Annotated in this window: 19 protein-coding genes and 1 tRNA gene; 10 read left to right on the top strand and 10 right to left on the bottom strand. The window is 66.0% G+C overall.

Annotation, left to right across the window (positions count from 1 at the left end):
* Positions 1–7: 7 nt before the first annotated feature.
* The 4 genes from waaC to BLR29_RS04675 all read left to right on the top strand — a co-directional run bounded on the left by waaC (position 8) and on the right by BLR29_RS04675 (position 4,675).
* Positions 8–1,060, top strand: a complete 1,053-nt coding sequence (waaC, locus tag BLR29_RS04690; protein ID WP_092135474.1) for a lipopolysaccharide heptosyltransferase I — start codon at positions 8–10, stop codon at positions 1,058–1,060.
* The gene (waaA, locus tag BLR29_RS04685) at positions 1,060–2,334 is read left to right on the top strand and encodes a lipid IV(A) 3-deoxy-D-manno-octulosonic acid transferase (RefSeq protein WP_092134931.1); all 1,275 of its coding nucleotides are present in this window, start codon (positions 1,060–1,062) and stop codon (positions 2,332–2,334) included. The genes waaC and waaA overlap by 1 nt, the downstream gene beginning before the upstream one ends.
* A 106-nt stretch (positions 2,335–2,440) precedes the next feature.
* Positions 2,441–3,268 (top strand): META and DUF4377 domain-containing protein, encoded by an 828-nt coding sequence (locus BLR29_RS04680; protein WP_092134929.1) that lies wholly within the window; start codon positions 2,441–2,443, stop codon positions 3,266–3,268.
* A 135-nt stretch (positions 3,269–3,403) separates the two neighbouring features.
* Positions 3,404–4,675 (top strand): O-antigen ligase family protein, encoded by a 1,272-nt coding sequence (locus BLR29_RS04675; protein ID WP_255371088.1) that lies wholly within the window; start codon positions 3,404–3,406, stop codon positions 4,673–4,675.
* A 24-nt stretch (positions 4,676–4,699) separates the two neighbouring features.
* On the opposite strand, the gene BLR29_RS04670 is transcribed toward BLR29_RS04675, so the two are convergent.
* From BLR29_RS04670 to BLR29_RS04655, 4 genes are all read right to left on the bottom strand, one after another.
* Positions 4,700–6,181, bottom strand: a complete 1,482-nt coding sequence (locus BLR29_RS04670) for a TolC family outer membrane protein (protein ID WP_092134926.1) — start codon at positions 6,179–6,181, stop codon at positions 4,700–4,702.
* Between the two features lie 175 nt (positions 6,182–6,356).
* A complete protein-coding gene (locus BLR29_RS04665; protein WP_092134924.1) occupies positions 6,357–6,680 on the bottom strand; it encodes a rhodanese-like domain-containing protein in 324 nt (107 codons plus the stop codon).
* A gap of 14 nt (positions 6,681–6,694) precedes the next feature.
* Positions 6,695–7,348, bottom strand: coding sequence for a protein-L-isoaspartate O-methyltransferase family protein (locus BLR29_RS04660; RefSeq protein WP_092134923.1), 654 nt, complete (start codon positions 7,346–7,348; stop codon positions 6,695–6,697).
* Positions 7,349–7,572: 224 nt separating this feature from the next.
* The gene (locus BLR29_RS04655) at positions 7,573–8,331 is read right to left on the bottom strand and encodes a TetR/AcrR family transcriptional regulator (RefSeq protein WP_092134921.1); all 759 of its coding nucleotides are present in this window, start codon (positions 8,329–8,331) and stop codon (positions 7,573–7,575) included.
* A gap of 252 nt (positions 8,332–8,583) precedes the next feature.
* On the opposite strand from BLR29_RS04655, the gene BLR29_RS04650 reads away from it, so the two are divergent.
* From BLR29_RS04650 to BLR29_RS04640, 3 genes are all read left to right on the top strand, one after another.
* On the top strand, positions 8,584–8,871 hold the full coding sequence (locus tag BLR29_RS04650; RefSeq protein ID WP_092134920.1) for a zinc/iron-chelating domain-containing protein: 288 nt from the start codon (positions 8,584–8,586) through the stop codon (positions 8,869–8,871).
* A 37-nt stretch (positions 8,872–8,908) separates the two neighbouring features.
* The gene (locus BLR29_RS04645; RefSeq protein ID WP_092134918.1) at positions 8,909–9,478 is read left to right on the top strand and encodes a DUF1439 domain-containing protein; all 570 of its coding nucleotides are present in this window, start codon (positions 8,909–8,911) and stop codon (positions 9,476–9,478) included.
* Between the two features lie 79 nt (positions 9,479–9,557).
* Positions 9,558–10,439, top strand: a complete 882-nt coding sequence (locus BLR29_RS04640; protein ID WP_092134917.1) for an undecaprenyl-diphosphate phosphatase — start codon at positions 9,558–9,560, stop codon at positions 10,437–10,439.
* A gap of 131 nt (positions 10,440–10,570) precedes the next feature.
* Here the strand turns inward: BLR29_RS04640 and trmB are convergent, their stop codons facing one another.
* From trmB to BLR29_RS04625, 3 genes are all read right to left on the bottom strand, one after another.
* Entirely contained in the window at positions 10,571–11,359 is a 789-nt protein-coding gene (trmB, locus tag BLR29_RS04635; protein ID WP_092134915.1) for a tRNA (guanosine(46)-N7)-methyltransferase TrmB, read from the bottom strand.
* Positions 11,360–11,435: 76 nt separating this feature from the next.
* Positions 11,436–11,510, bottom strand: a tRNA-Gly gene (locus BLR29_RS04630).
* 95 nt (positions 11,511–11,605) lie between these two features.
* Positions 11,606–13,231 (bottom strand): methyl-accepting chemotaxis protein, encoded by a 1,626-nt coding sequence (locus BLR29_RS04625; protein ID WP_092134914.1) that lies wholly within the window; start codon positions 13,229–13,231, stop codon positions 11,606–11,608.
* 268 nt (positions 13,232–13,499) lie between these two features.
* Here BLR29_RS04625 and BLR29_RS04620 point away from each other — a divergent pair, with 268 nt between their 5' ends.
* On the top strand, positions 13,500–13,889 hold the full coding sequence (locus BLR29_RS04620; RefSeq protein ID WP_092134912.1) for a DUF5594 family protein: 390 nt from the start codon (positions 13,500–13,502) through the stop codon (positions 13,887–13,889).
* Positions 13,890–13,944: 55 nt separating this feature from the next.
* Here BLR29_RS04620 and BLR29_RS04615 read toward each other — a convergent pair whose 3' ends face one another.
* A complete protein-coding gene (locus tag BLR29_RS04615; protein ID WP_092134911.1) occupies positions 13,945–14,877 on the bottom strand; it encodes an aldose epimerase family protein in 933 nt (310 codons plus the stop codon).
* 225 nt (positions 14,878–15,102) lie between these two features.
* Here BLR29_RS04615 and BLR29_RS04610 point away from each other — a divergent pair, with 225 nt between their 5' ends.
* Positions 15,103–15,600, top strand: a complete 498-nt coding sequence (locus BLR29_RS04610; RefSeq protein WP_092134909.1) for a cupin domain-containing protein — start codon at positions 15,103–15,105, stop codon at positions 15,598–15,600.
* Positions 15,601–15,652: 52 nt separating this feature from the next.
* On the opposite strand, the gene BLR29_RS04605 is transcribed toward BLR29_RS04610, so the two are convergent.
* Positions 15,653–16,867 (bottom strand): polyhydroxyalkanoate depolymerase, encoded by a 1,215-nt coding sequence (locus tag BLR29_RS04605; RefSeq protein WP_092134908.1) that lies wholly within the window; start codon positions 16,865–16,867, stop codon positions 15,653–15,655.
* A 283-nt stretch (positions 16,868–17,150) separates the two neighbouring features.
* Here BLR29_RS04605 and BLR29_RS04600 point away from each other — a divergent pair, with 283 nt between their 5' ends.
* Positions 17,151–17,807, top strand: coding sequence for a glutathione S-transferase family protein (locus tag BLR29_RS04600; protein ID WP_092135473.1), 657 nt, complete (start codon positions 17,151–17,153; stop codon positions 17,805–17,807).
* A 32-nt stretch (positions 17,808–17,839) separates the two neighbouring features.
* Here BLR29_RS04600 and BLR29_RS04595 read toward each other — a convergent pair whose 3' ends face one another.
* Positions 17,840–19,843: an acetoacetate--CoA ligase gene (locus tag BLR29_RS04595; RefSeq protein WP_255371087.1), complete on the bottom strand. Its 2,004-nt coding sequence runs from the start codon at positions 19,841–19,843 to the stop codon at positions 17,840–17,842.
* Positions 19,844–19,879 lie beyond the last annotated feature (36 nt).

The following is a 19,879-nucleotide window of genomic DNA, read 5'->3' as shown; positions in this document are numbered from 1 at the left end:
TCCGGTCATGACGACACCGTCGCCGCTGGCGGCGGTGTCGCCGTATGCATTGCCGGCGAGGCCGCGCATCCTGATCGTCAAGGTCTCGTCGCTGGGCGATGTCGTGCACAACATGCCGCTCGTGCACGACCTGCGCGCGTGCTGGCCGGATGCCGAGATCGACTGGGTGGTGGAGGAGGGTTACGTCGACCTCGTGCGCCTGCTGCCCGATGTTCATCGCGTGATCCCGTTCGCGCTGCGGCGCTGGCGCAAGCGGTTTTGGCAGGGCGATACGTGGGCCGAGATCGGCGCGCTGCGCGACGCCATCCGCGAACGTCCGTATGACGCCGTGCTGGAGACGCAGGGCCTGCTCAAGACGGCCATCGTCGCGCGTACCGCGGCGCGCGCGGCCGGCGCGCCGGTGATCGGCCTGGGGAACGCCACGCAGGGGTCGGGCTACGAGCCTGCCGCGCGGTTGTTCTACACGTCGCCGGTCAAGGTGCCGCGCCAGACCCATTCGGTCCGGCGCTCGCGCCTGCTGGGCGCCGCGCTCACAGGCGCCACGCCACCCGAGCCGCCGCGCTTCTTCGGTCCGACGGCCCGGACGCTCCATGTCAACGATCCGCTCTGGGCCGACCTGCCGCCGCGCTATGCCGTGTGCTTCCACGCCACGGCGGGAGCGAAGAAGCGCTGGCCGGTGGCCAGCTGGCATGCGCTGGGCCTGCGGCTGCAGGCCGAAGGTCTGACCGTGCTGTTGCCCTGGGGCAATGAATCGGAACGACGCGACGCGGAGGGCATCGCCGCCGGCATTCCCGGGGCGCAGGTGCTGCCGCGATTCTCGGTGATGCAGGGGTTTGGCCTGATCAATCGCGCCGAGGTGGTGGTGGGCGTCGATACGGGGCTGGTCCACATCGCCGCGGCGCTGTGCCGGCCGACCGTGGAAATCTATACCGCTACCTGGCGCTGGAAGACGGAAGGCTACTGGTCCGACCGGATCGCCAATGTGGGCGATGACGGCGTGGTGCCCTCGGTCGATGACGTCTATTCCGCCGCCGTGCGGGTGCGCGGAGTGGTCGGCTGATGCTGCGTGTCGTCTATACCCTGTTGTGGCTGGTCATCCTGCCACTGGCATTGCTGCGCCTGGTCTGGCGCGCAAGGAAGGAGCCGGGCTACGTCCGGCACGTGGGCGAGCGGCTGGGCGCCTATGGCGCGCTGTCGGCCACGGGCCCGTGGATCTGGGTCCATGCCGTGTCGGTGGGCGAGACCCGCGCCGCGCAGCCGTTGATCGATGCGTTGCTGGCGGCCTACCCGGCGCACCGCATCCTGCTGACGCACATGACGCCGACCGGCCGCCAGACGGGCCAGCAGCTTTATGGCGCGAATGCACGCATCCAGCAGTGCTATCTGCCGTATGACCTGCCATGGCTGGTGAGGCGTTTCCTGGCGTACTTCAGGCCGGATGCCGGCCTGATCATGGAGACGGAAGTGTGGCCGAACCTGGTGCACGTGACGCGCCGCGTCGGCGTGCCGCTGTTCCTGGTCAACGCGCGGCTGTCTCCACGCAGCTATCGCCGGACGGCGCGGTTTGGTGGCGCGGCGGCTGCGCTCTACAACGATTTCACGGCCGTCCTGGCCCAGACGGCGGGCGATGCCGAGCGCTATCGCGCGCTGGGCGTGCGGGCGGTGCAAGTCACCGGCAACCTGAAGTTCGACATGCAGCCGCCGGAGGCTGGCGTGGCGCGCGGCCGCATGCTGCGCAAGGCATTCGGTGACCGGCACGTGCTGGCGGCGGCCAGTACGCGTGAGGGGGAGGAGCCGCTGATCCTGGATGCTTTCGCGCGCTGGCAGGGTCCGGATCGTCCCGCGCTGTTGCTGGTGCCGCGCCATCCGCAACGCTTTGATGAAGTGGCCGCGCTGGCCACGAAGGCCGGTTTCAGCGTGCAGCGCCGCAGCCAGCTGGATGTGGAGGCAATCGAGGCGCCGATCACCGCCGACATCGTGCTGGGCGATTCGATGGGCGAAATGGCGATGTACTACGCTGCGTCGGACATCGCCTATATCGGCGGCAGCCTGATTCCGCTGGGCGGCCAAAACCTGATCGAATCATGTGCAGTGGGCACGCCAGTGTTGATGGGGCTGCACACGTTCAACTTTGCCCAGGCCACCGAGGACGCCATCGCGGCGGGTGCCTGCGAGCGCGTGGCCGATGCCGATGCGCTGATGGCAACGGCCGCCGCGGTGCTGGCGGACCCGGCGCGCCTCGCCGATATGCGGGCCCACGCGCTGACCTTTGCCGGGCTGCACCGAGGCGCCACCGCGCGAACGCTCGCCGCGTTAGAACCAGTGTTGCGCTGACATACACGCGCAACGCAGGGTTCTACACTGCAAGGCGGGGCAGGGCGGATCACATGTAACGCGTACGTGTCGATTGCGCCGCTCCGCCAGAAAAAGGAGCCGATTCATGCAGCATCCTTCCCTCGCATCTTCCCGACTGCGCGGCCTGGCAGCAATGCTGGCGGTTGCCGCCACAGCCTTCGTGTCCGCCTGCGCGACTGGCCCGGTGCCGGATCAGCCTTCCGCGAACGCCAGCCTGAACGAGACCCGATCGGGTGGCCCGAGCCGCTGGGAACTGGTGCGCTGGCAGCAGGCCGATGGCACCTTGCGTGACATTCCGCATGGCGATAACGGCCAGCCGATCATTTTCGATTTCAATGACGGGATCGACTCGCAGCAGGGCACGGTGAGCGGCACCAGCGGCTGCAACCGGTTCACGGGTGGCTATGGCAAGACCACCACCGGCATCCGCTTTGACCGCATCGCGGGCACGCGTATGGCATGTCCGGGGCCGCGGATGGCCCTGGAGGCGGCGTTGCTCAAGGCGATGCAATCCCCGTTCACGACCGTCGGCACGCAGCCTTCGGCAGGATCCACCGGTCGGCAGATCGTCTGGAAGACCGTCGATGGCGATCTGTTGCAGTTTGTCGAGCGCGAAGGGCTGGGCCAGCGCGGCGCGAAGCTGGATGCGGCCGCCGGCAAGGAGAAGATTGTCTACGTCGACTCCCAGCGCGTGGAGTGCTCGGGCGTGGGCAGGATGCAATGCTATCGCTGGCGCGAGTCGCCCGACGCGCCATGGCAACTCTGGTACGGGCCGATCGAGGGGCTCGATTTCGAGCCGGGTGTCAGCTACAAGCTGCGCGTGCGCGAATACCAGGTTCAGAACCCGCCAGCGGATGCTTCGTCGATCCGCTGGGAGTTGGTGAATGTGGAATCGCGCGCCCGGGCGAAATAGGGGGCGAAGTGGAGGGGCCGCATAGCCGATCGTTTACAATCCGGCCTGATCTCCAGCGCCCCCCCACATATACATGGCGTATTCGTCGCTTCTTTAAGCCCTTTTATGACCATAAGCAACGCCCGGCTTTCCAGGATGGCCGACATCCTCGTCCTTGCCTTTCCCATATTGATCCTGTGCGTGCCGCGAGGCGCGGGGGTCTTTCTCGCGGGCGTCGGCGTCCTGGCACTGGTGGGTTGGCGGGGCGCGGGGCGCGCGTGGCGTGAGCATGCCGAAGTGCTGATGCCACTGGCCATCTCGGTCCTGGCCTTCATGGCGGTCCATATCGCGTCGAAGCTGTACTTCGATGTGCCCTGGAATGTGATCGATAATCCATCTCGGGCGCTGCTTGCGATCCTGACGTGCTGGGTGATCGTACGTTCGGCACCGAGCCCCGGCCGCCTCTGGCGCGGCATCACCGTGGGGCTCTTTTTTGCGCTGCTGATTGTTGCCTACCAGAAGTTTGCATTGGGCTACGAGCGGCCATCGGCATGGACGCAAGCCATCGCCTTTGCCAATATGGTCGCGGCGCTGGCGCTGGTCGGCTTTGCCCGGCCGGGCGAGACGCGGATGGCGCATGCCGAGGCATGGTTCAACGTCTTGTGCGGCGTCATGATCCTGATGCTGAACGGCACCCGTGGGGCGGTCGTTGCTTTGCTGGTGACCGTCGTGCCGATGCTGATGATCCGCTATCGGCGCTTTACCTTGCGCATGTTCCTCGTGTCGGTGGCAGCCGTCGCCGTGCTGGCGGTTGGCGCTTATTTGATTCCTGGTAGCCCGGTCTCCAAGCGTGTCGACCAGGCTGTGACGGAGATCCAGCAGTACGAGCAAGGCGATATCGAGACGTCGGTCGGCGTGCGCCTCAAGATCTGGCATCTCGGCATGCAGTACTTCATCGAGCATCCGTGGACCGGCTCGGGCGTGGGGCAGTTTGCGCATATTCTTCACAACGCACCGTTTTGCCAGCAAACGACATCGGCGGCGTGCGTGCTTGAGCATGCTCACAACGATATTGTCGAAGCGGCTTCCACGACAGGCATTCCCGGACTCCTGACCACACTGGGACTCTTCCTGGTGCCGGTGTGGCTGTTTGGCCGTGCATTGCGCGCATGCCGTGCCGGCGGCAATGATCAGGGCATGAGCCTGGCCGTTGCGGGGATGGGCGCTGTATTGTCTTCGCTGATCTGTGGCCTGACGCAGGTCACGATGGCGCATCAGGCCAATGTCGTGTTCTATGCGGGACTCATCGGCTTGCTGCTGGGGCTGGCCGGACTCGAGGCGCGCGCAACGCGTCGTCTCGACACCCGTGCCGCTGCGGAAAGCGTGCCGCCTGTCGGCGTAACCCGCGCCAGCGTCAGCGGCATCTAGGCAGAAGCCTCAGGACTGAGGCAATCAAGACCGCGGTGCCGCGGCCGGAACCATGCTTTCGCGTCGGCCGCGTTCCGCACGTGCCGGCGCTGGCGCGGGGGCCGCGCCCATTCGCGTCTTTGCCGGCAGCTTGTACATCGACCCCGGCACGGATGTCAGCAGCGTGTTGATCTGCACGACGTCATCTTCGGACAGCACGCCGGTCGAAGCCTTCAAACGCATGCCGTTCATGATCGTGTCGTAGCGTGCCTTCGCCAGATCACGGCGCGTCGAGAACAGCTGCGCTTCGGCGTTCAGCACGTCGATATTGATCCGCACGCCCACTTCATAGCCGAGCTGGTTCGATTCCACCGCGCTTTGCGCCGAGCGCTCGGCCGCTTCCAGCGCCTTGACCTGGGCCAGGCCATTGAACACGCCCGAGTAAGTCTGTCGCGCCGATTGCGCGGCGGTACGGCGCGCGAACTCGAGGTCGCTCGCGGCCTTGTCGGCCAGTGCCAGCGTCTCGCGCACACGTGACTGGATCTGGCCACCCGCATAGATCGGGATGCTCAGCTGCACACCCACCACGCCCGAGTTGTAGCGGCTGCCGATATTGCTGAGCTGTGTGGCCGTGCCCTGGGCATTGGTGTAGCCATAGGACGCGACGAAGTCGACAGACGGCAGGTGGCCGGCCTTGGCCTTGTTCGTTTCACGCTGCGCGGTTTCGAGGTTGTAGCCGGCGATGCCCACCTGCGGATTGGTCTGCTCGGCCTGCGCGGCCCATGCGTTCACGTCGGCCGGCATGGGGCCGGGGATCGCGGCTTCGGGGCGCAGGCCCATGAGTTCGTCGACGGGTTTGCCGGTGATTTGCTGCAGCGTGGCGCGGGTGACTTCGAGCGCGCTCTGGGCGGCGATCTCGGTGGACGTCGCCAGGTCATAACGCGCCTGCGCATCGTTCGCATCGGTAATCGTGGCCGTGCCGACTTCGAAATTGCGCTTGGCCTGTTCGAGCTGCTCGCCGATGGCCTTCTTCTGGGCGCCGGCCAGATAGAGATTGTCCTGCGCGGCCAGCACGTCGAAGTACGCCTGCGACGCGCGCGTGATCAGGTCAAGCTGCGCCTGCTGGAACGTGATTTCGCCCGCCAGCGAGGCCAGTTCGCCTTGCTTGTAGGTTTCCCAGCGATCCCAGCGGAACAGCGGCTGCGTCAGCTGCAGTGCCCAGGTGTTGGCATTGAAGTAGCGCGTGATGTCGACCGGCGAACTGTAATCGGCCATGGTCCGTTGCACCCCGGCCGTGCCGCCCACCAGCGGCAGCAATCCCGCGCGCGCCTGCGGCAGGCGCTCTCGCGTGGCCAGCAGCTGGGACCTCGCGCTGGCGAACTGGGCGTCATTGGATTGCGCATCGCGATAGACCTGGAGCAGGTCCGCTGCCAACGCAGCCGGCACATGCAGCAAGGCCAGCAGGGACACGGCGACCGCCAGGGGTTTCCTGGCCGCGCCGGGCACGGCGAGAAGCGCAAAACTCATGACATCTCCAGCTTGCCGCGGCGCGCGCGGCCAACGTTCAGGTGGTGGTACGGGTGGTACGGCAAGACGAGATACGGCGGTACAGCGGGGCGATGCTTGAATACGGCTTGATACGGCGTGGGGTACTGCGGGATGGGCGATGGCCCGGGCGAAGGATCGGCCGGGCCTTTGTCGCTCAGTACTGCGGAACGGAGGGGTCCACGTCGGTCGACCAGGCATGGATGCCGCCGGTCAGGTTGTAGACGTTGGCATAGCCCTGCCGCTCCAGGAAGTTGGCCACCTGCATGCTGCGCGCACCGTGGTGGCAGATGCAGACGATCTCGGCGTCTTCTTCCAGTTCGTTCATCCGGGCCGGGATCTGGCCCATCGGGATATGCGTAATGCCGGGCATGGCGGCGGTTCGGACTTCCAAGTCCTCGCGCACGTCCAGCAGTACCGGCTTGGCGCGGCCGGCATCCGCCAGCCACTGCGCCAGTTGCGTTGCGTTGATGACCTGCATGGCGGGCTCCCGGATCAGAACTTGAAACGCGAGGGCTGTGCGGCGCCTTGCAGGGGCGTGGCCAGCGTCTCGAACAGGTTCACGGACTGGTATTCGTTTTCCGATACGCGGGTGACCAGGCGGGCTTCCATCACCGGTGCGGTGCCGACGATCACGGCGATGCGGCCGCCGACCTTGATCTGCGACAGCATCGCCTGCGGGATCTCCGGCACCGAGCCCGAGACGCAGATCACATCGTACGGAGCCGCGGCGGCCCAGCCTTCGGCGGCGTTGCCTTCGGCCACGTCCACGTTGGCCACGCCGGCGTCAGCCAGGTTCTTGCGTGCCAGCGTCACCAGTTCGGGCTCGATATCCACGGTCAGCACGTGGCGGGCGCGGTTGGCGAGCAGGGCGGCCATGTAGCCGGAGCCGGCGCCGATTTCCAGGACGTTTTCATGCTTGCGCACGTTCAGGTCCTGCAGGATGCGGGCTTCCACGCGCGGAGGCAGCATGTTCTGGCCGGCCGGCAGGGGGATCTCCATGTCGACGAAAGCCAGCGCGGCGTAGGCCTGCGGCACGAACTGCTCCCGCTTGACCACGGCCAGCAGGTCCAGGATTTCCTGGTCCAGCACGTCCCATGGGCGGATTTGCTGTTCGATCATGTTGAACCGGGCTTTTTCGAGATCCATCTTGCGTATCCTTCCAATGCTTGCTGCGCTTGCGTTGCCGGCCGTCGCCGGCGATCGCTGCCAGTGCTGTTGATTCTGGTTGACTCTGTTTCCCGGCCGGCTGGTGCGCGCGCCGGGAAGTTGCGTAAAAGCCCGCTATTTTACCCCTGCGGACCCCCCTGGGATGTTTACAGATTATTGGCGAAGGCTTCCCCGGGGGGAGTGTTGCGCCGGGGCACCGTTCCTCAGCCGTCCTCGGCGCGCCCCTGCGCGGCGGCACGCTCGGCCATCATTTCGTCGCGAATGCGTTCCCAGACATATGGGCCCGCTTGCGGGGGCAGCGGCGTGTCGCGCGCCGGGCCGGTCGTCAGGCCAAACAGCAGGATCTGCAGCAACTGGTCGACGAATGCGCCCGGATCGATCTCCTGGACGGCGACCTGGCTGAACGCGCGCTGCCACAACATCAGGAACACCAGCGGTGCGCACATCAATGTCGTGGTGGGATTGGCGGGCGTCGCGCGGAACTCGCCGCGCGCCACGCCACGCGCCAGCACGCGTGCGAACAGTTCGTCGCCCGGGCCCATGACCTCGTCCTGGTAAAACTGTGCGATATCCGGGAAATTGCCCGATTCCGCCATGATCAGCTTGGTCAGCCCTGCCACCGGCGTGGCGCCGATGAGCCCCCACCAGCCGAGCAACAACTCGCGCAGCAGTTCCGGGGTCGAGCCTTCGAACGTGTCCACCAGGTCCATGCCCTTGGCGAGCGCTGGCACCAGGTTCTCGCGAACCACGGTCTTGAACAGTTCTTCCTTGTTGGCGAAGTAGAGGTAGACGGTGCCTTTGGATACCCCTGCGGCCGCGGCCACGTCTTCCAGCCGGGTGGCGGCAAAGCCGCGTTCGACGAACAGATCCAGCGCTGCCGCGACCAGTTCTTGCGGGCGCGCGGCCTTGCGCCGGTTCCAGCGGCGGGCGTCAGGATCTTTCTTGGGCGATGCAGGGGTCACGGGGCAGGGATGGCGGCGCGTGCGTCCGCACGCTGTCGCATCAAATAAATAACTTGTGGGTCAGTAATGTAGAGGAGCCGCGACACGTGGTCAAGCAAGGGCCGGTCGGCATTTTCCCATGCGTCGGATGCGTGTCGGCATGGCTCGAAAGTGATGCATGAGGCCTGAGTTTCCCTTTGTTGCAGGTCTGGCGGTCATGCTCAGGCAAAATGGCGCCTTTGTATTGACGGCGTTTGCGTCAGAACCCTCATCATGTCTTGTCAGTCTGACCTGTCCTGTCGCGCCGGCTGCGGCGCCTGCTGCATCGCGCCGTCGATCGCGTCGCCGCTGCCGGGCATGCCGCAGGGCAAGCCTGCAGGCCAGCCCTGCGTCCAATTGCTGCCCGATATGCGCTGTGCCGTATTCGGCCAGCCCGGGCGGCCCGCATTCTGTGGCGGCCTGCGTCCGTCCGCCGAGATGTGCGGGGATTCGCGCGAAGCGGCGCTGCACTGGCTGACCCGGCTGGAGATCCTGACGGCGCCCGCCATCGTTGCAGCCTGACCGACGGGCCCGCAACCTGTTTCCTGGAGGTTTCACGATGATCGCGATGACACGCCGGCGCTGGCTGACGGCTGCCGGCATCGCCACCGCCGCCGCGGCTACTGTCTGGATCGCTGCCTGCAGCGGCCTGACCAATGAGTACACGTTTTCCCAAAGTCAGTTGCAGTCGGCGCTGGAGCGCAAGTTTCCGTTTAACAAGCGCTATATGGAGTTGTTCGATATCCAGCTGGCCAATCCGCAGCTCGCGCTGGATGCCCCGCGCAACCGTGTGACGGTGCAGTTCGACGCCACCATCGACAATCGCCTGTTCTTTCGCCAGCCCCTGACCGGTCGCTTCGCGCTGGAAAGCGCGCTGCGCTACGACGCGCCCACGCGATCGCTGGTGCTGCAGGACCCCGAGGTCAGGCAGTTCGACGTGCAGGGCATGCCCGCGCAGTTCGCGCGCCAGCTCAATGCGCTGGGCGGCATCTTGTCGGAACAGTTGCTGCAGGGCTATCCGCTCTATACATTCAAGCCGGAGCAATTGCGCGTGGCCGGCACTAACGTTGAGCCCGGTACAATCACAGTCTTGCCGGACGGTATCAACGTCAAGATTAATCGGCCGTAAATCCAGATCAACAATAATGCCGACGCGCCCGCACGAGCCGTGCGGGCCTGACCGCGCCCTCCATCCTTCCTGAATCCGCATGGACATTGCACTCGCCCTGAAAGCCGTCATCCTCGGCATCGTCGAAGGACTGACTGAGTTCCTGCCCATTTCCAGTACCGGTCACCTGATCCTTGCCGGGCAGTTGCTGGATTTCAACGACGAGAAAGGCAAGATTTTCGAGATCGTCATCCAGTTTGGCGCGATCCTGGCGGTGTGCTGGGAATTCCGCCGTCGCATCGGCAGCGTCGTGGGCGGCCTGGCCTCCGATCCCAAGGCCCAGCGCTTTGCCATCAACGTGATCGTGGCCACGGTGCCCGCCATCGTGCTGGCACTGGTTTTCGGCAAATGGATCAAGGCCCATCTGTTCAATCCGATCACGGTGGCGATGGCGTTCATCGTTGGCGGCGTGGTGATTTTGCTGGCGGAATGGCGCGACGCGCGCCGCGGCACGGTTTCCCATCCGCAGGGCAATGCCTTGCTGGAAGCCGCCAAGGCTGGCGCGCCGCGCATCGAGTCCGTGGACGACCTGAACTGGCGCGATGCGCTCAAGGTCGGCCTTGCCCAGTGCTTTGCGCTGGTGCCGGGCACCTCGCGCTCCGGGGCGACGATCATCGGCGGCATGCTGTTTGGCCTGTCGCGTCAGGTGGCCACCGAGTTCTCGTTCTTCCTGGCGATCCCGGTGATTTTCGGCGCCACGGTGTACGAGCTGTACAAGGCCCGCGCGCTGCTGTCGGCTGACGACCTGGGCGTTTTCGGCGTGGGTTTCGTGTTCGCGTTCCTGTCGGCGTTCCTGTGCGTGCGCTGGCTGCTGCGATTCGTGGCCACGCACGACTTCAAGCCGTTCGCCTGGTATCGCATCGTCTTCGGCATCGTCGTGCTGGTAACGGCGTGGACGGGCCTGGTTTCCTGGCACGCGTGATGGGGCCTGAATTTGGCTCGATGGCGGCTTGATGGTGGCTCGATGGCAATCCGAGACGCCGGCAAATGCCAAACAAAAAGGCGTGGCCCCGATGGGTGCCACGCCTTTTTGTTTGGGCGAGGAAGTGCGGATCAACGCTTGCGGAACACCACGTCCCACACGCCGTGCCCCAGGCGGATGCCGCGCTTCTCGAACTTGGTGATGGGGCGATAGTCGGGGCGTTCGGCAAAGCCGTCCGCAGCGCTGGACGTGTTCTCCAGCATCGGCTCCCCTGCCAGCACCTCGACCATCTGGTGGGCGTATTCCTCCCAGTCCGTCGCGCAATGGAGATAGCCGCCCGGCTTGAGCCGGCTGGCCAGCAGCTTGACCAGGGGAGGCTGCACCAGCCTGCGCTTGTTGTGGCGCTTCTTGTGCCAGGGATCGGGGAAGAAGATATGCACGCCGTCCAGCGAGTCCTCGGTCAGCATGTGGGCGACCACTTCGACCGCGTCGTGCTGGAGGATGCGCACATTCTCGATGCCGCGTTCGCCCGTCAGCTTGAGCAGGGCGCCCACGCCCGGCTCATGGACCTCGCAGCCCAGGAAGTTGTCCTGCGGGCGCAACTGGGCGATATGGGCGGTCGTCTCGCCCATGCCAAAGCCGATCTCGAGGATGGCCGGCCCGGTACGCCCGAACGTCGCCGCCCAGTCGAGCGGGGCGGGGCTGTAGGGCACCAGGAAGCGCGGGCCGAGTTCATCGATGGCGCGCTGCTGGCCGGTCGAGGTCCGTCCGGCGCGGCGCACGAACGAGCGGATACGGCGCGGGTGCGCGACATCGTCGCCCGGCTGGTGCGTGGCGTCGGAGGCGGAGTCGGACTGTCCGGACGCGGTCTCGGCGTCCTCGGCCGGCGTCGGTTCGGTACTGGCGTCTTGGGGGAGCATGGCAACAAAAAGCCGCCGGGCGGATCGCCGATCGGTGTTTCGACCGGGTGCCAGAGGCGGCTCGTTCAATCAGAGGTGGAGCGGGCGATGGGAATCGAACCCACGTCTTTAGCTTGGGAAGCTAAGGTAATGGCCATTATACGACGCCCGCAAGAAGCGCGATTCTACGCGGGATGGCGCGGTCAACGCAAGCCGCTGACGTGACGTCTTCGCCTCATTGTGAGGCGAAGACTCTCCCGGATGATCTCAGGCAGGGAGGGCGCGTAGTCCCGTCGACGGCTGAAGCGTCCTGCGCGTGTGGTGTGTCGTGTCCCCGCCAATCCGGAACACCGCCACGGCGTCGGACAATCTCTGCGCCTGCTCCTCCAATGATCCTGCCGCCGCCGCTGCCTGCTCCACCAATGCCGCGTTCTGTTGCGTGACTTCGTCCATCTGCGCCACGGCCACGTTGACCTGGTCGATGCCGCTGCTCTGCTCGGCGGCCGCCGCGGCGATCTCGTTCATGATCTCGCTGACGCGCGCGATGGCACTGACGATTTCCCCCATCGTCGCGCCGGAGCGTTCAACCAGCCCGGCGCCGGTCTCCACGCGGGCCGTGGAAGCATCGATCAGGCCCTTGATCTCCTTGGCCGCTCCGGCGCTGCGCTGCGCCAGCGCGCGCACCTCGCTTGCCACCACCGCGAAGCCGCGACCCTGTTCGCCGGCGCGGGCCGCCTCCACCGCCGCATTGAGGGCGAGGATGTTGGTCTGGAACGCGATGCTTTCGATCACGCTGACGATGTCGCCGATCTTGCGCGAATCATCGACGATGTTCTGCATCGTGCCGACCACTTCGTGCGTGAGCTCGCCACCCTGCGCGGCAAGGCCCGAGGCGCCCTGGGCCAGGTTGCTGGCCTGCCTGGCGCTCTCGGCGGTCTGTTTGACGGTCGACGTGAGCTGCTCCATGCTGGCCGCGGTTTCCTCGAGCGAGGCGGCCTGTTCCTCCGTGCGCTGCGACAGGTCGGTGTTGCCGGCGGAAATTTCCTGAACGCCCGTGTTGATGGACTCGGTGCCGTGGCGCACGGTGCCGACGGTCTGGATCAGGGAGGCCTGCATGGTCTGCAGCGCGGCGCTCAGCTTGCCCATTTCGTTGTCGCTGCGGACCGTGACTTCCCCCGTCAGGTCGCCCTTGGCGATGCGCTGGAACTGGGCGATGGCGGCGTCAACGGGGTCGACAATCGCGCGCATCAGCGCCGCGCGGCCCAGCCAGCTCAGCAGCAACGCGCCCGCCAGGCCGACCGCCACGGCGATGCTGACCTGCCTGAAGCGTGCCTGTGCCTCCTGATACCGCTGCTCGCCTCGGTCGAGCTGGAGCTTTTCCAGGGCGAGCATGGCCTTTTCATAGGCGCCATAGAGCGGCGGCAGCTTGTGGGCCTGCACGTCGAGGAACGTTTGCTTGTCGCCGCCCTTCAGTGCCGCGAGGGCCGGATCGATCCCCTCCTTGAGGAATTTGTCACGTTTGGCCTGCATTTCGCCGATCAGGCCCTGCTGGCCGGCATCGCCCTTGTCGACACCAGCCAGGTAGTGGTCCTGGCGTTCCGTGGACGCCTTCAGGTACTGGTCGAACCGTTTGAGCACGGCAGCGGCGCCTTCCTGATCGCCGAGCTCCGTGAGCGAGGCGTAGGTGGCCAGCGCCAGCCGCAGGCGCAGCAGTTGACCGGCGCTGCCTTCCAGATCCGCCACTGCCGGCGTATCGACCGTGTACATCTGCCTGAGCGAGGTATTGTTCGCCTGCATGGACAGCAGGCCGGTGGCGGCGCCGATTCCTAGTGCGACAGCAAAAAAAGCGACCATGAGGCTGAGATAGCCCCGAATGGATAACGGCTTCAACATTGTCTCCTCCCTTGTAGCTTCGACGTCTGGCGTCCGGCCTCATATTGCGGGTCAGGGCGCAACCGGAACGTGCCATGCACGTTTGGCGGCGCTATTTCGGTCTACGGCAGGGGGCGCGGGAATCTGTAGGGTGGGTCTACCTAGGGGGGTGTCCGGTCGCTGGCCCCCCGATATGGGCATCCGTGTCGGGGCGTTGTCGGAAAACCACCCCCGGCCCCCGGCATCCGGGCGCAAAATAGCGGCCACAACAAGATCCGAGACATCCCCCGTGCATCCCGCCCCTGCCCAACGATTCACGAGTGAACTGCTGCCCCGCATTGTCGAGCGCATCCGCAAGCTGTCCCAGGGAACGCTCCACACCGAGGTGCTTCCCGCCGATCGTGCGGATTTGCCTGCGTGCTTGCGTATCTGGGGCACCGCCCGCGCGAGCGGTGGCCGCTTTGCGCATCCGCTGGATATCACGCTGTCATGGGACGGCTACGAGGTGGACCGATTGTTCTCGTCGGGCGGAGAGATCCGGTTCGCGGAATACCTGGATGCCTTGCCTGCCAAGCTCGACGCATGGCAGGAGCCTCGTCAGATCGATTTCAATTCGAGGACCCAGGCCGATCCCTCGGTGCTGATCGGCGGGCTCGACTTCGAACACTTGATTCGATAGGCACCGGCGAAGTCGTGGCAGGGCGATGGCCGGGTGATCTTCTCCGGCCTCGGCATCAACTGTTGCGGATGACGTCGCCAGCCAGCAGCAGCCGGCACACGGCGCTTTCCTCCTGCCCCGCGGCCAGCCACCGCAATCCTTGCCCATGGTGGATGGCGTTCGGCAGGCCCAGCCACGGCTCCACGCAATAAAAGTCCGAGTCGTCGCGCTCCGTCCATGTGGTCACCGCGTGCCAGCGCGCGCCGTGTAGATCTTCGCCGTCGGCATCGTCCAATGCCAGCCGGATCGAGCGTCCCGGCAACGCCAGGCTGACCGGACCCGGCGCACGCAACACGTGAAAGGTGTCCTGCAGTCGGCCGTCGTTGAGCCGATACTCGCCATCGCCGGCCTCCGGCTTTGTGAGGCCACCATCCGGCGATTGCCGTACGCGCTCTGCGGCGGGCATCGACAGTTCACTCGCCGCGCGCTGCAGATGGGGCAGGGCGAAGTAGAAATGATGCCCGGCGTAATACGGCAGCGGTCGATCCCCCGTGTTGCGGGTTTGCAGCGCTACCTCAAGCCCGTCGGCCAGTAGCTGATAGCGCACGGAGAACGCGAAATCGTACGGGTAGCCTTCACGCGTGGCCGCGGAAGATGCCAGCGTCATGCACACGGCGACGTCAGAAAACGCCGAGACCGTAAAAGGCAGATCGCGTGCAAATCCATGCTGCCCAAGTTCGTGCACGGCGCCTGCGGGGTCGCGCCATTTGCCGGGCGCGCCGTCGACGAAATGCCTGCCGATAAACGGAAACAGCAGCGGATTGCCGCCGCGCACCTTGGCAACGCGCGCCCAGTCGGCATCGTCTGGCCAGTAGAGGATGTCCTCGCCGCGATGCACCCAGCGCACCAGCCTGCCGCCGTGTTCGGGTGCGAGCAGCAGATAGCTGTCGCCCTCGCCGATCCGCACCAGGTGCTGGCCCTGAAATCGTTCGGTCGTTGCTTGTGTCATGCGCGGCCTCCTGGAAGTTCAGAACCCCGAGGGTATCGCATGCCACCGCTTTGGGGCGACTCGCCGCCGCCCGCCTCGATTCGGCGCGTGGGCCGGTACGAAGCCGGTGCAGGCGTGCGCAATGCCGACGGCAGGAGATAGGTCGCCAGCACATTCGCCCCAACATTGCGTGGCGCGAATGTTGCGACGAAAGGCGGGCCCTCTCACGCTGAACAGGAGCCCTCCATGTCCCAGCTGCCCGCACATCAGGCGTCCGCGCTCAAGCCGCCCGCCCAGTCTCCCACGGATTTTTCCCACGTCCGTCCCGACGATACCGGGTATGTCGACCAGGGGCTGCGTGACTTTTTCCTCTATCGCGATCTGGGCATCGCCGATGCCACCCATGGCAAGGTGCTCGTGCAACTGGTCAAGGCCAACTTGCCGCCGGAGCAGGGCACGGGCTGGCACCGGCATGTGGCGGACTTTCATATCGTGCTGATGCTCAAGGGCTGGGCACGCTTCATGTACGAGGATCAGGAGACGTTGGTGGCCGCGGGGGACTGCGTACACCAGCGCCCGGGCATCACGCACTACCTGTTCGACTACTCGCCGGACATGGAGTACCTGGAAATCGTTGGCCCGGCCGATTTCCAGACCATCGACGCGCCCGCGCCGTGTGACGTGCCCGCAGTGACGCCGTGGCCCCAGACGGCCCAGCAGGCGTGGCGCGACGTCGCCGTCTGAGCGTCGCGCGAACGGCCCACGCCTGCCGCCATTCGTCATTCGCGCGCGCCGCCTACTCGCTCATGTGGATGGTCTCCCGCAACAGCGGATAGACCTGCGACTCCCAGCGCTTGCCGTTGAACACGCCGTAGTGCCCCACACCTGTCTGGATGTGATGCATGCGCATATACGGCCGCAGGCTTGCACACAGGTCCTGCGCAGCCATGGTCTGGCCGATGGCGCAGATGTCGTCGCGCTCACCCTCCACGGTCAGCAGGGTGGTGCGACGAATCGCGTGGGTGGAGACGCGCCGGCCGCCCACATCGAGCAGACCCTGCGCCAGCACGAAACGCTGGAACACCAGGCTGACCGTTTCCAGGTAGAACTCGGCGGTCAGGTCCATCGTGGCGAAGTACTCGGTGTAGAACGCCTGGATGGCGTCGGCCTGGTCATGCTCGCCGCGCGCGCGCAAGGCGTAGAGATCGCGCAGCGCCTGCTCGTGACGTTCACGATTCATGCTCATGAACGCGATCAGTTGCACGAAGCCCGGATAGACCCGCCGCATCGCGCCGGCGAAGCGAAATGGCACGTACCCGATCAGGGTGCTCTCGAACCACTCGATCGGCCGGCTCATTGCCAGCTCGTTGACCTTGGTCGGATTCACGCGTGCGTCGATCGGGCCCGCCATCAGCGTGAGGCTTGGTGGCTGGGCGGGATCGCCGTCCTCCGCCATCAATGCCACCGCCGCCAGCGCCGCAACGGTCGGCTGGCATACGGCGACCACATGGGTGTTGCCGCCGAGTGCGTGAAGGAAGGTGATGAGATGCTGGACGAACTCGTCGAAGCCAAACCGTCCGTGGATGAGGGAGACGTCGCGCGGGTTGTGCCAGTCGGTAATGTAGACGTCATGATCGCGGATCATTGTCTCCACGGTGCCGCGCAACAGCGTGGCGAAGTGGCCGGACATCGGTGCCACCAGCAGCACGCGTGGCTGTTGTGGCGCACCTTCGCGGCGAAAGCGCAGCAATGTGCAGAAAGGCGTGCGCGTGACGATTTCCTCGACGACGGGAACGTGTTCGCCACGGATCTTGACGCTGTGGATGGCGAAAGGCGGACGATAGTGCGTGAGTCGCGCCAGCGCCAACACCTCGCAGGCGGCGCGCACGGTTCGCAGCGGCTCGGAATGATCGCCGCGGGGATAGCCGGCAAGCAGGGTCGCGGCGATATCCGCCAGCGAGCACGCTGGCTGCATCATGTCCGCGTAGGTCTGGTAGGCCTGGTACAGCATCGATTGGTCCCTCGCTATCGTCGGACCCCATTGCCGCAATATATATGCCATCGGCGTGAATGTTGGCACGCGCCTTGCGATTTTCGTGCTCGACGACACGCAGATCGATGCGGCGTGGCGTAACGATCGCGTGCGGGTGTGCGCGCCGGCGCGTGATGGCAGCGCGAGCCTCTGGGTGGTGCCACTTCACGCACCGGCAGGGTGCGCCTTGGCGATGGCGCGGCTGCCACCGATACTGCAATCGAACATCGCGCACGTTGCCCCGGGGGGCAGAGGAGGCATGATGGCAAAGACGACGCTGACTATCAGCAGCAAGACGTATTCGTCGTGGTCGCTGCGAGGCTGGCTGTTGGCCCGGTTTGCCGGGCTGGAGTTCGAGGAAGTGCTGGTGCCGCCAGACGACCCCGCCGCCCGGGCGGAAATCCTGCTGCTGTCGCCGTCCATCCTGGTGCCATGCCTGCGCCATCAGGGCGTGACGGTGTGGGACACGCTGGCGATCGGCGAATACCTTAACGAGATCCGCCCCAAGGCGCGGCTGCTGCCCGATGAGGTGCCCGCGCGCGCGCACTGCCGCGCCATCTGCGGTGAGATGCACTCGGGCTTTGCCGCCATGCGCGCCGCCTTGCCGATGAACCTCAAGGGCCACTTTCCGGGGTTGAAGGTCTGGTCGCGCGCGCAGGCGGACATCGACCGCATCACCGCCATCTGGACCGAATGCCTGACGCGCTACGGCGGGCCATATCTGTTCGGCGAACACCGGACCATGGCCGACGCGATGTACGCGCCGGTGGTGACGCGTTTTGTGACGTATGGCGTGATGCTGGACCCGCTGCCCGTGGAGTACTGCAAGGCGATCCTGGCCATGCCGGAGATGCAGGAGTGGATTGCCGCCGCGCGCGAGGAACCCGACGAGATCAGCGAACTGGATGTCGAGTTCTAGGCGCGCTCCTGCGTTCCTCGTCCCCCACGCGCCTACGCGACGCGCGCCGCCCGGGCGAGGTACGCCGCCGCATAGGCGAAGTACCAGTCCAGGCTGTCCGGGTTGGCCATGGCGTCGCGGTTGGCGATCTGCTCCGGTGGGTGGCCGAGCAAGAGCTTCTTGATCGGCACCTCCATCTTCTTGCCGGACAGCGTGCGCGGTACGCCCGGCACCTGCAGGATCTCGTTCGGCACGTGTCGCGATGACAGTGCCACGCGAATGCGTGCGCGCAGCGTGTCGCGCAACGCATCGTCCAGCACCATGCCGTCGCGCAGGACCACGAACAGCGGCATGAAGGAATCGCGCCCCAGGTACTCCAGGTCGACGACCATGCTGTCCAGCACCTCGGGCAGCTCTTCCACCACGCGATAGAGCTCGCTGGTGCCCATGCGGATGCCGTGGCGGTTGATCGTCGCGTCCGAGCGGCCGTAGATGATCGCGCCGCCGTGCGGCGTGATGCGGATCCAGTCACCGTGGCGCCACGCGTTGGGGTACGTGTCGAAGTAGCTGTCGCGATACCGCTTGCCATCCGCATCGCCCCAGAGGAACAGCGGCATCGATGGCATTGGCTTGGTGCAGACCAGTTCGCCGACGGCGTCGATCAGAGGCTGGCCGTTGTCGTCGAACGCTTCCACCTTCGCGCCCAGGCAGCGGCATTGCATCTCGCCCGAGCGGACGGGCAGCAACGGGCACCCGGCCACGAATGAGCCGGCGAAGTCGGTGCCGCCAGACATCGGCACGAGCCAGATGTCGCTGCGCACTTGCGCATAGATCCATTCGTAGGCGTCGGCCGGCAGCGGCGATCCGGTCGAGCCCAGCCCGCGCAGCCGCGAGACATCGGCGATGGCGGCGGGCGCCACGCCTGCCTTCATGCAATTGGTGAAGAACGCCGCCCCGGCGCCAAACATCGTCACGCGCGCGTCGTCAACGAAGCGCCACAGCACGCCGGCATCGGGCCAGGCGGGATTGCCATCGTAGAGCGCGATCGTCGTGCCCAGCAGCAGCCCGGCCACCTGGGCGTTCCACATGATCCATCCGCTGCTGCTGTACCAGTGGAAGACATCGTCCGGGCCGAGGTTGTTATGGAAGGCCATCAGCTTGAGCTGCTCGACGACGATGCCGCCGTGGCCGTGCACGATCGGCTTCGGCATGCCCGTGGTGCCCGACGAATAGACGATCCAGAGCGGATGGTCGAACGGCACCGATTCGATCCGCAGCGGGACATCGTGTGCGACGACCGCGGCCCAGTCATGGCGCCGCACCGGGCTTTCGAGAGGCAGCGGGCTGCCGATGGCGGGCACGATGACCAGGTCGGTCAGCGAGGGCAAGGCGGCCACCAGATCGGCAATGACCGGCGCCCGGTCATAGGTCTTGCCGCCGTAGCGGTAGCCGTCGACGGCGATCAGCACCTTGGGGGCGATCTGGCGGAAGCGATCGATCACGGCCACCTGGCCCATGTCGGGTGCGCAGCCGGACCAGACCGCGCCGACGCTGGCGGTGGCCAGGAAGGCGACGACCGTCGCCGGCACGTTGGGCAGGTAGCCGGCCACGCGGTCGCCGCGCGCCACGCCCATCTGCCGGAGCGCGTGCGCCAGCGAGGCTACCTGGGCTTCGAGCGCGTCCCAGCTGAGATCGGCCAGCGGCTGGGCCTCGCCCGCGTAGCGGATAGCGGTGCGCTGGCGGGCCTCGCCGTAGCCGGCGTGGCGGAAGACTTGCTGCACGTAGTTGAGCGTGGCGCCTTCGAACCAGCGTGCGCCAGGCATGATGCGGCGATCCAGCACGCGCACGGCGGGTGTGTCGAAGTGGACGTCGAAGTACGCACGGATGGCGTCCCAGAAGGCTTCGATCTCCGTGACCGACCATTGCCAGAGGCTGTCGTAGTCACGGAAATCGAGGTCGCGCTCGCGGCGCAGCCACGTCATGAAGGCCGCCAGCTGGCTGCCATCGGCAAACGCCGCGGAGGGCGTCCACATCGGTTTCCCTGCTTCGAGGGGCATGCTTGTCTCCTCCCAGGCCCGTCTCGTGGTGTGTCT

Origin of the sequence: Cupriavidus sp. YR651 (assembly GCF_900101625.1) — a bacterium.
GTDB lineage: Bacteria > Pseudomonadota > Gammaproteobacteria > Burkholderiales > Burkholderiaceae > Cupriavidus.
Note: the sequence above shows the minus strand (reverse complement) of the source record. Positions and strands in the feature narration are given on the sequence as shown.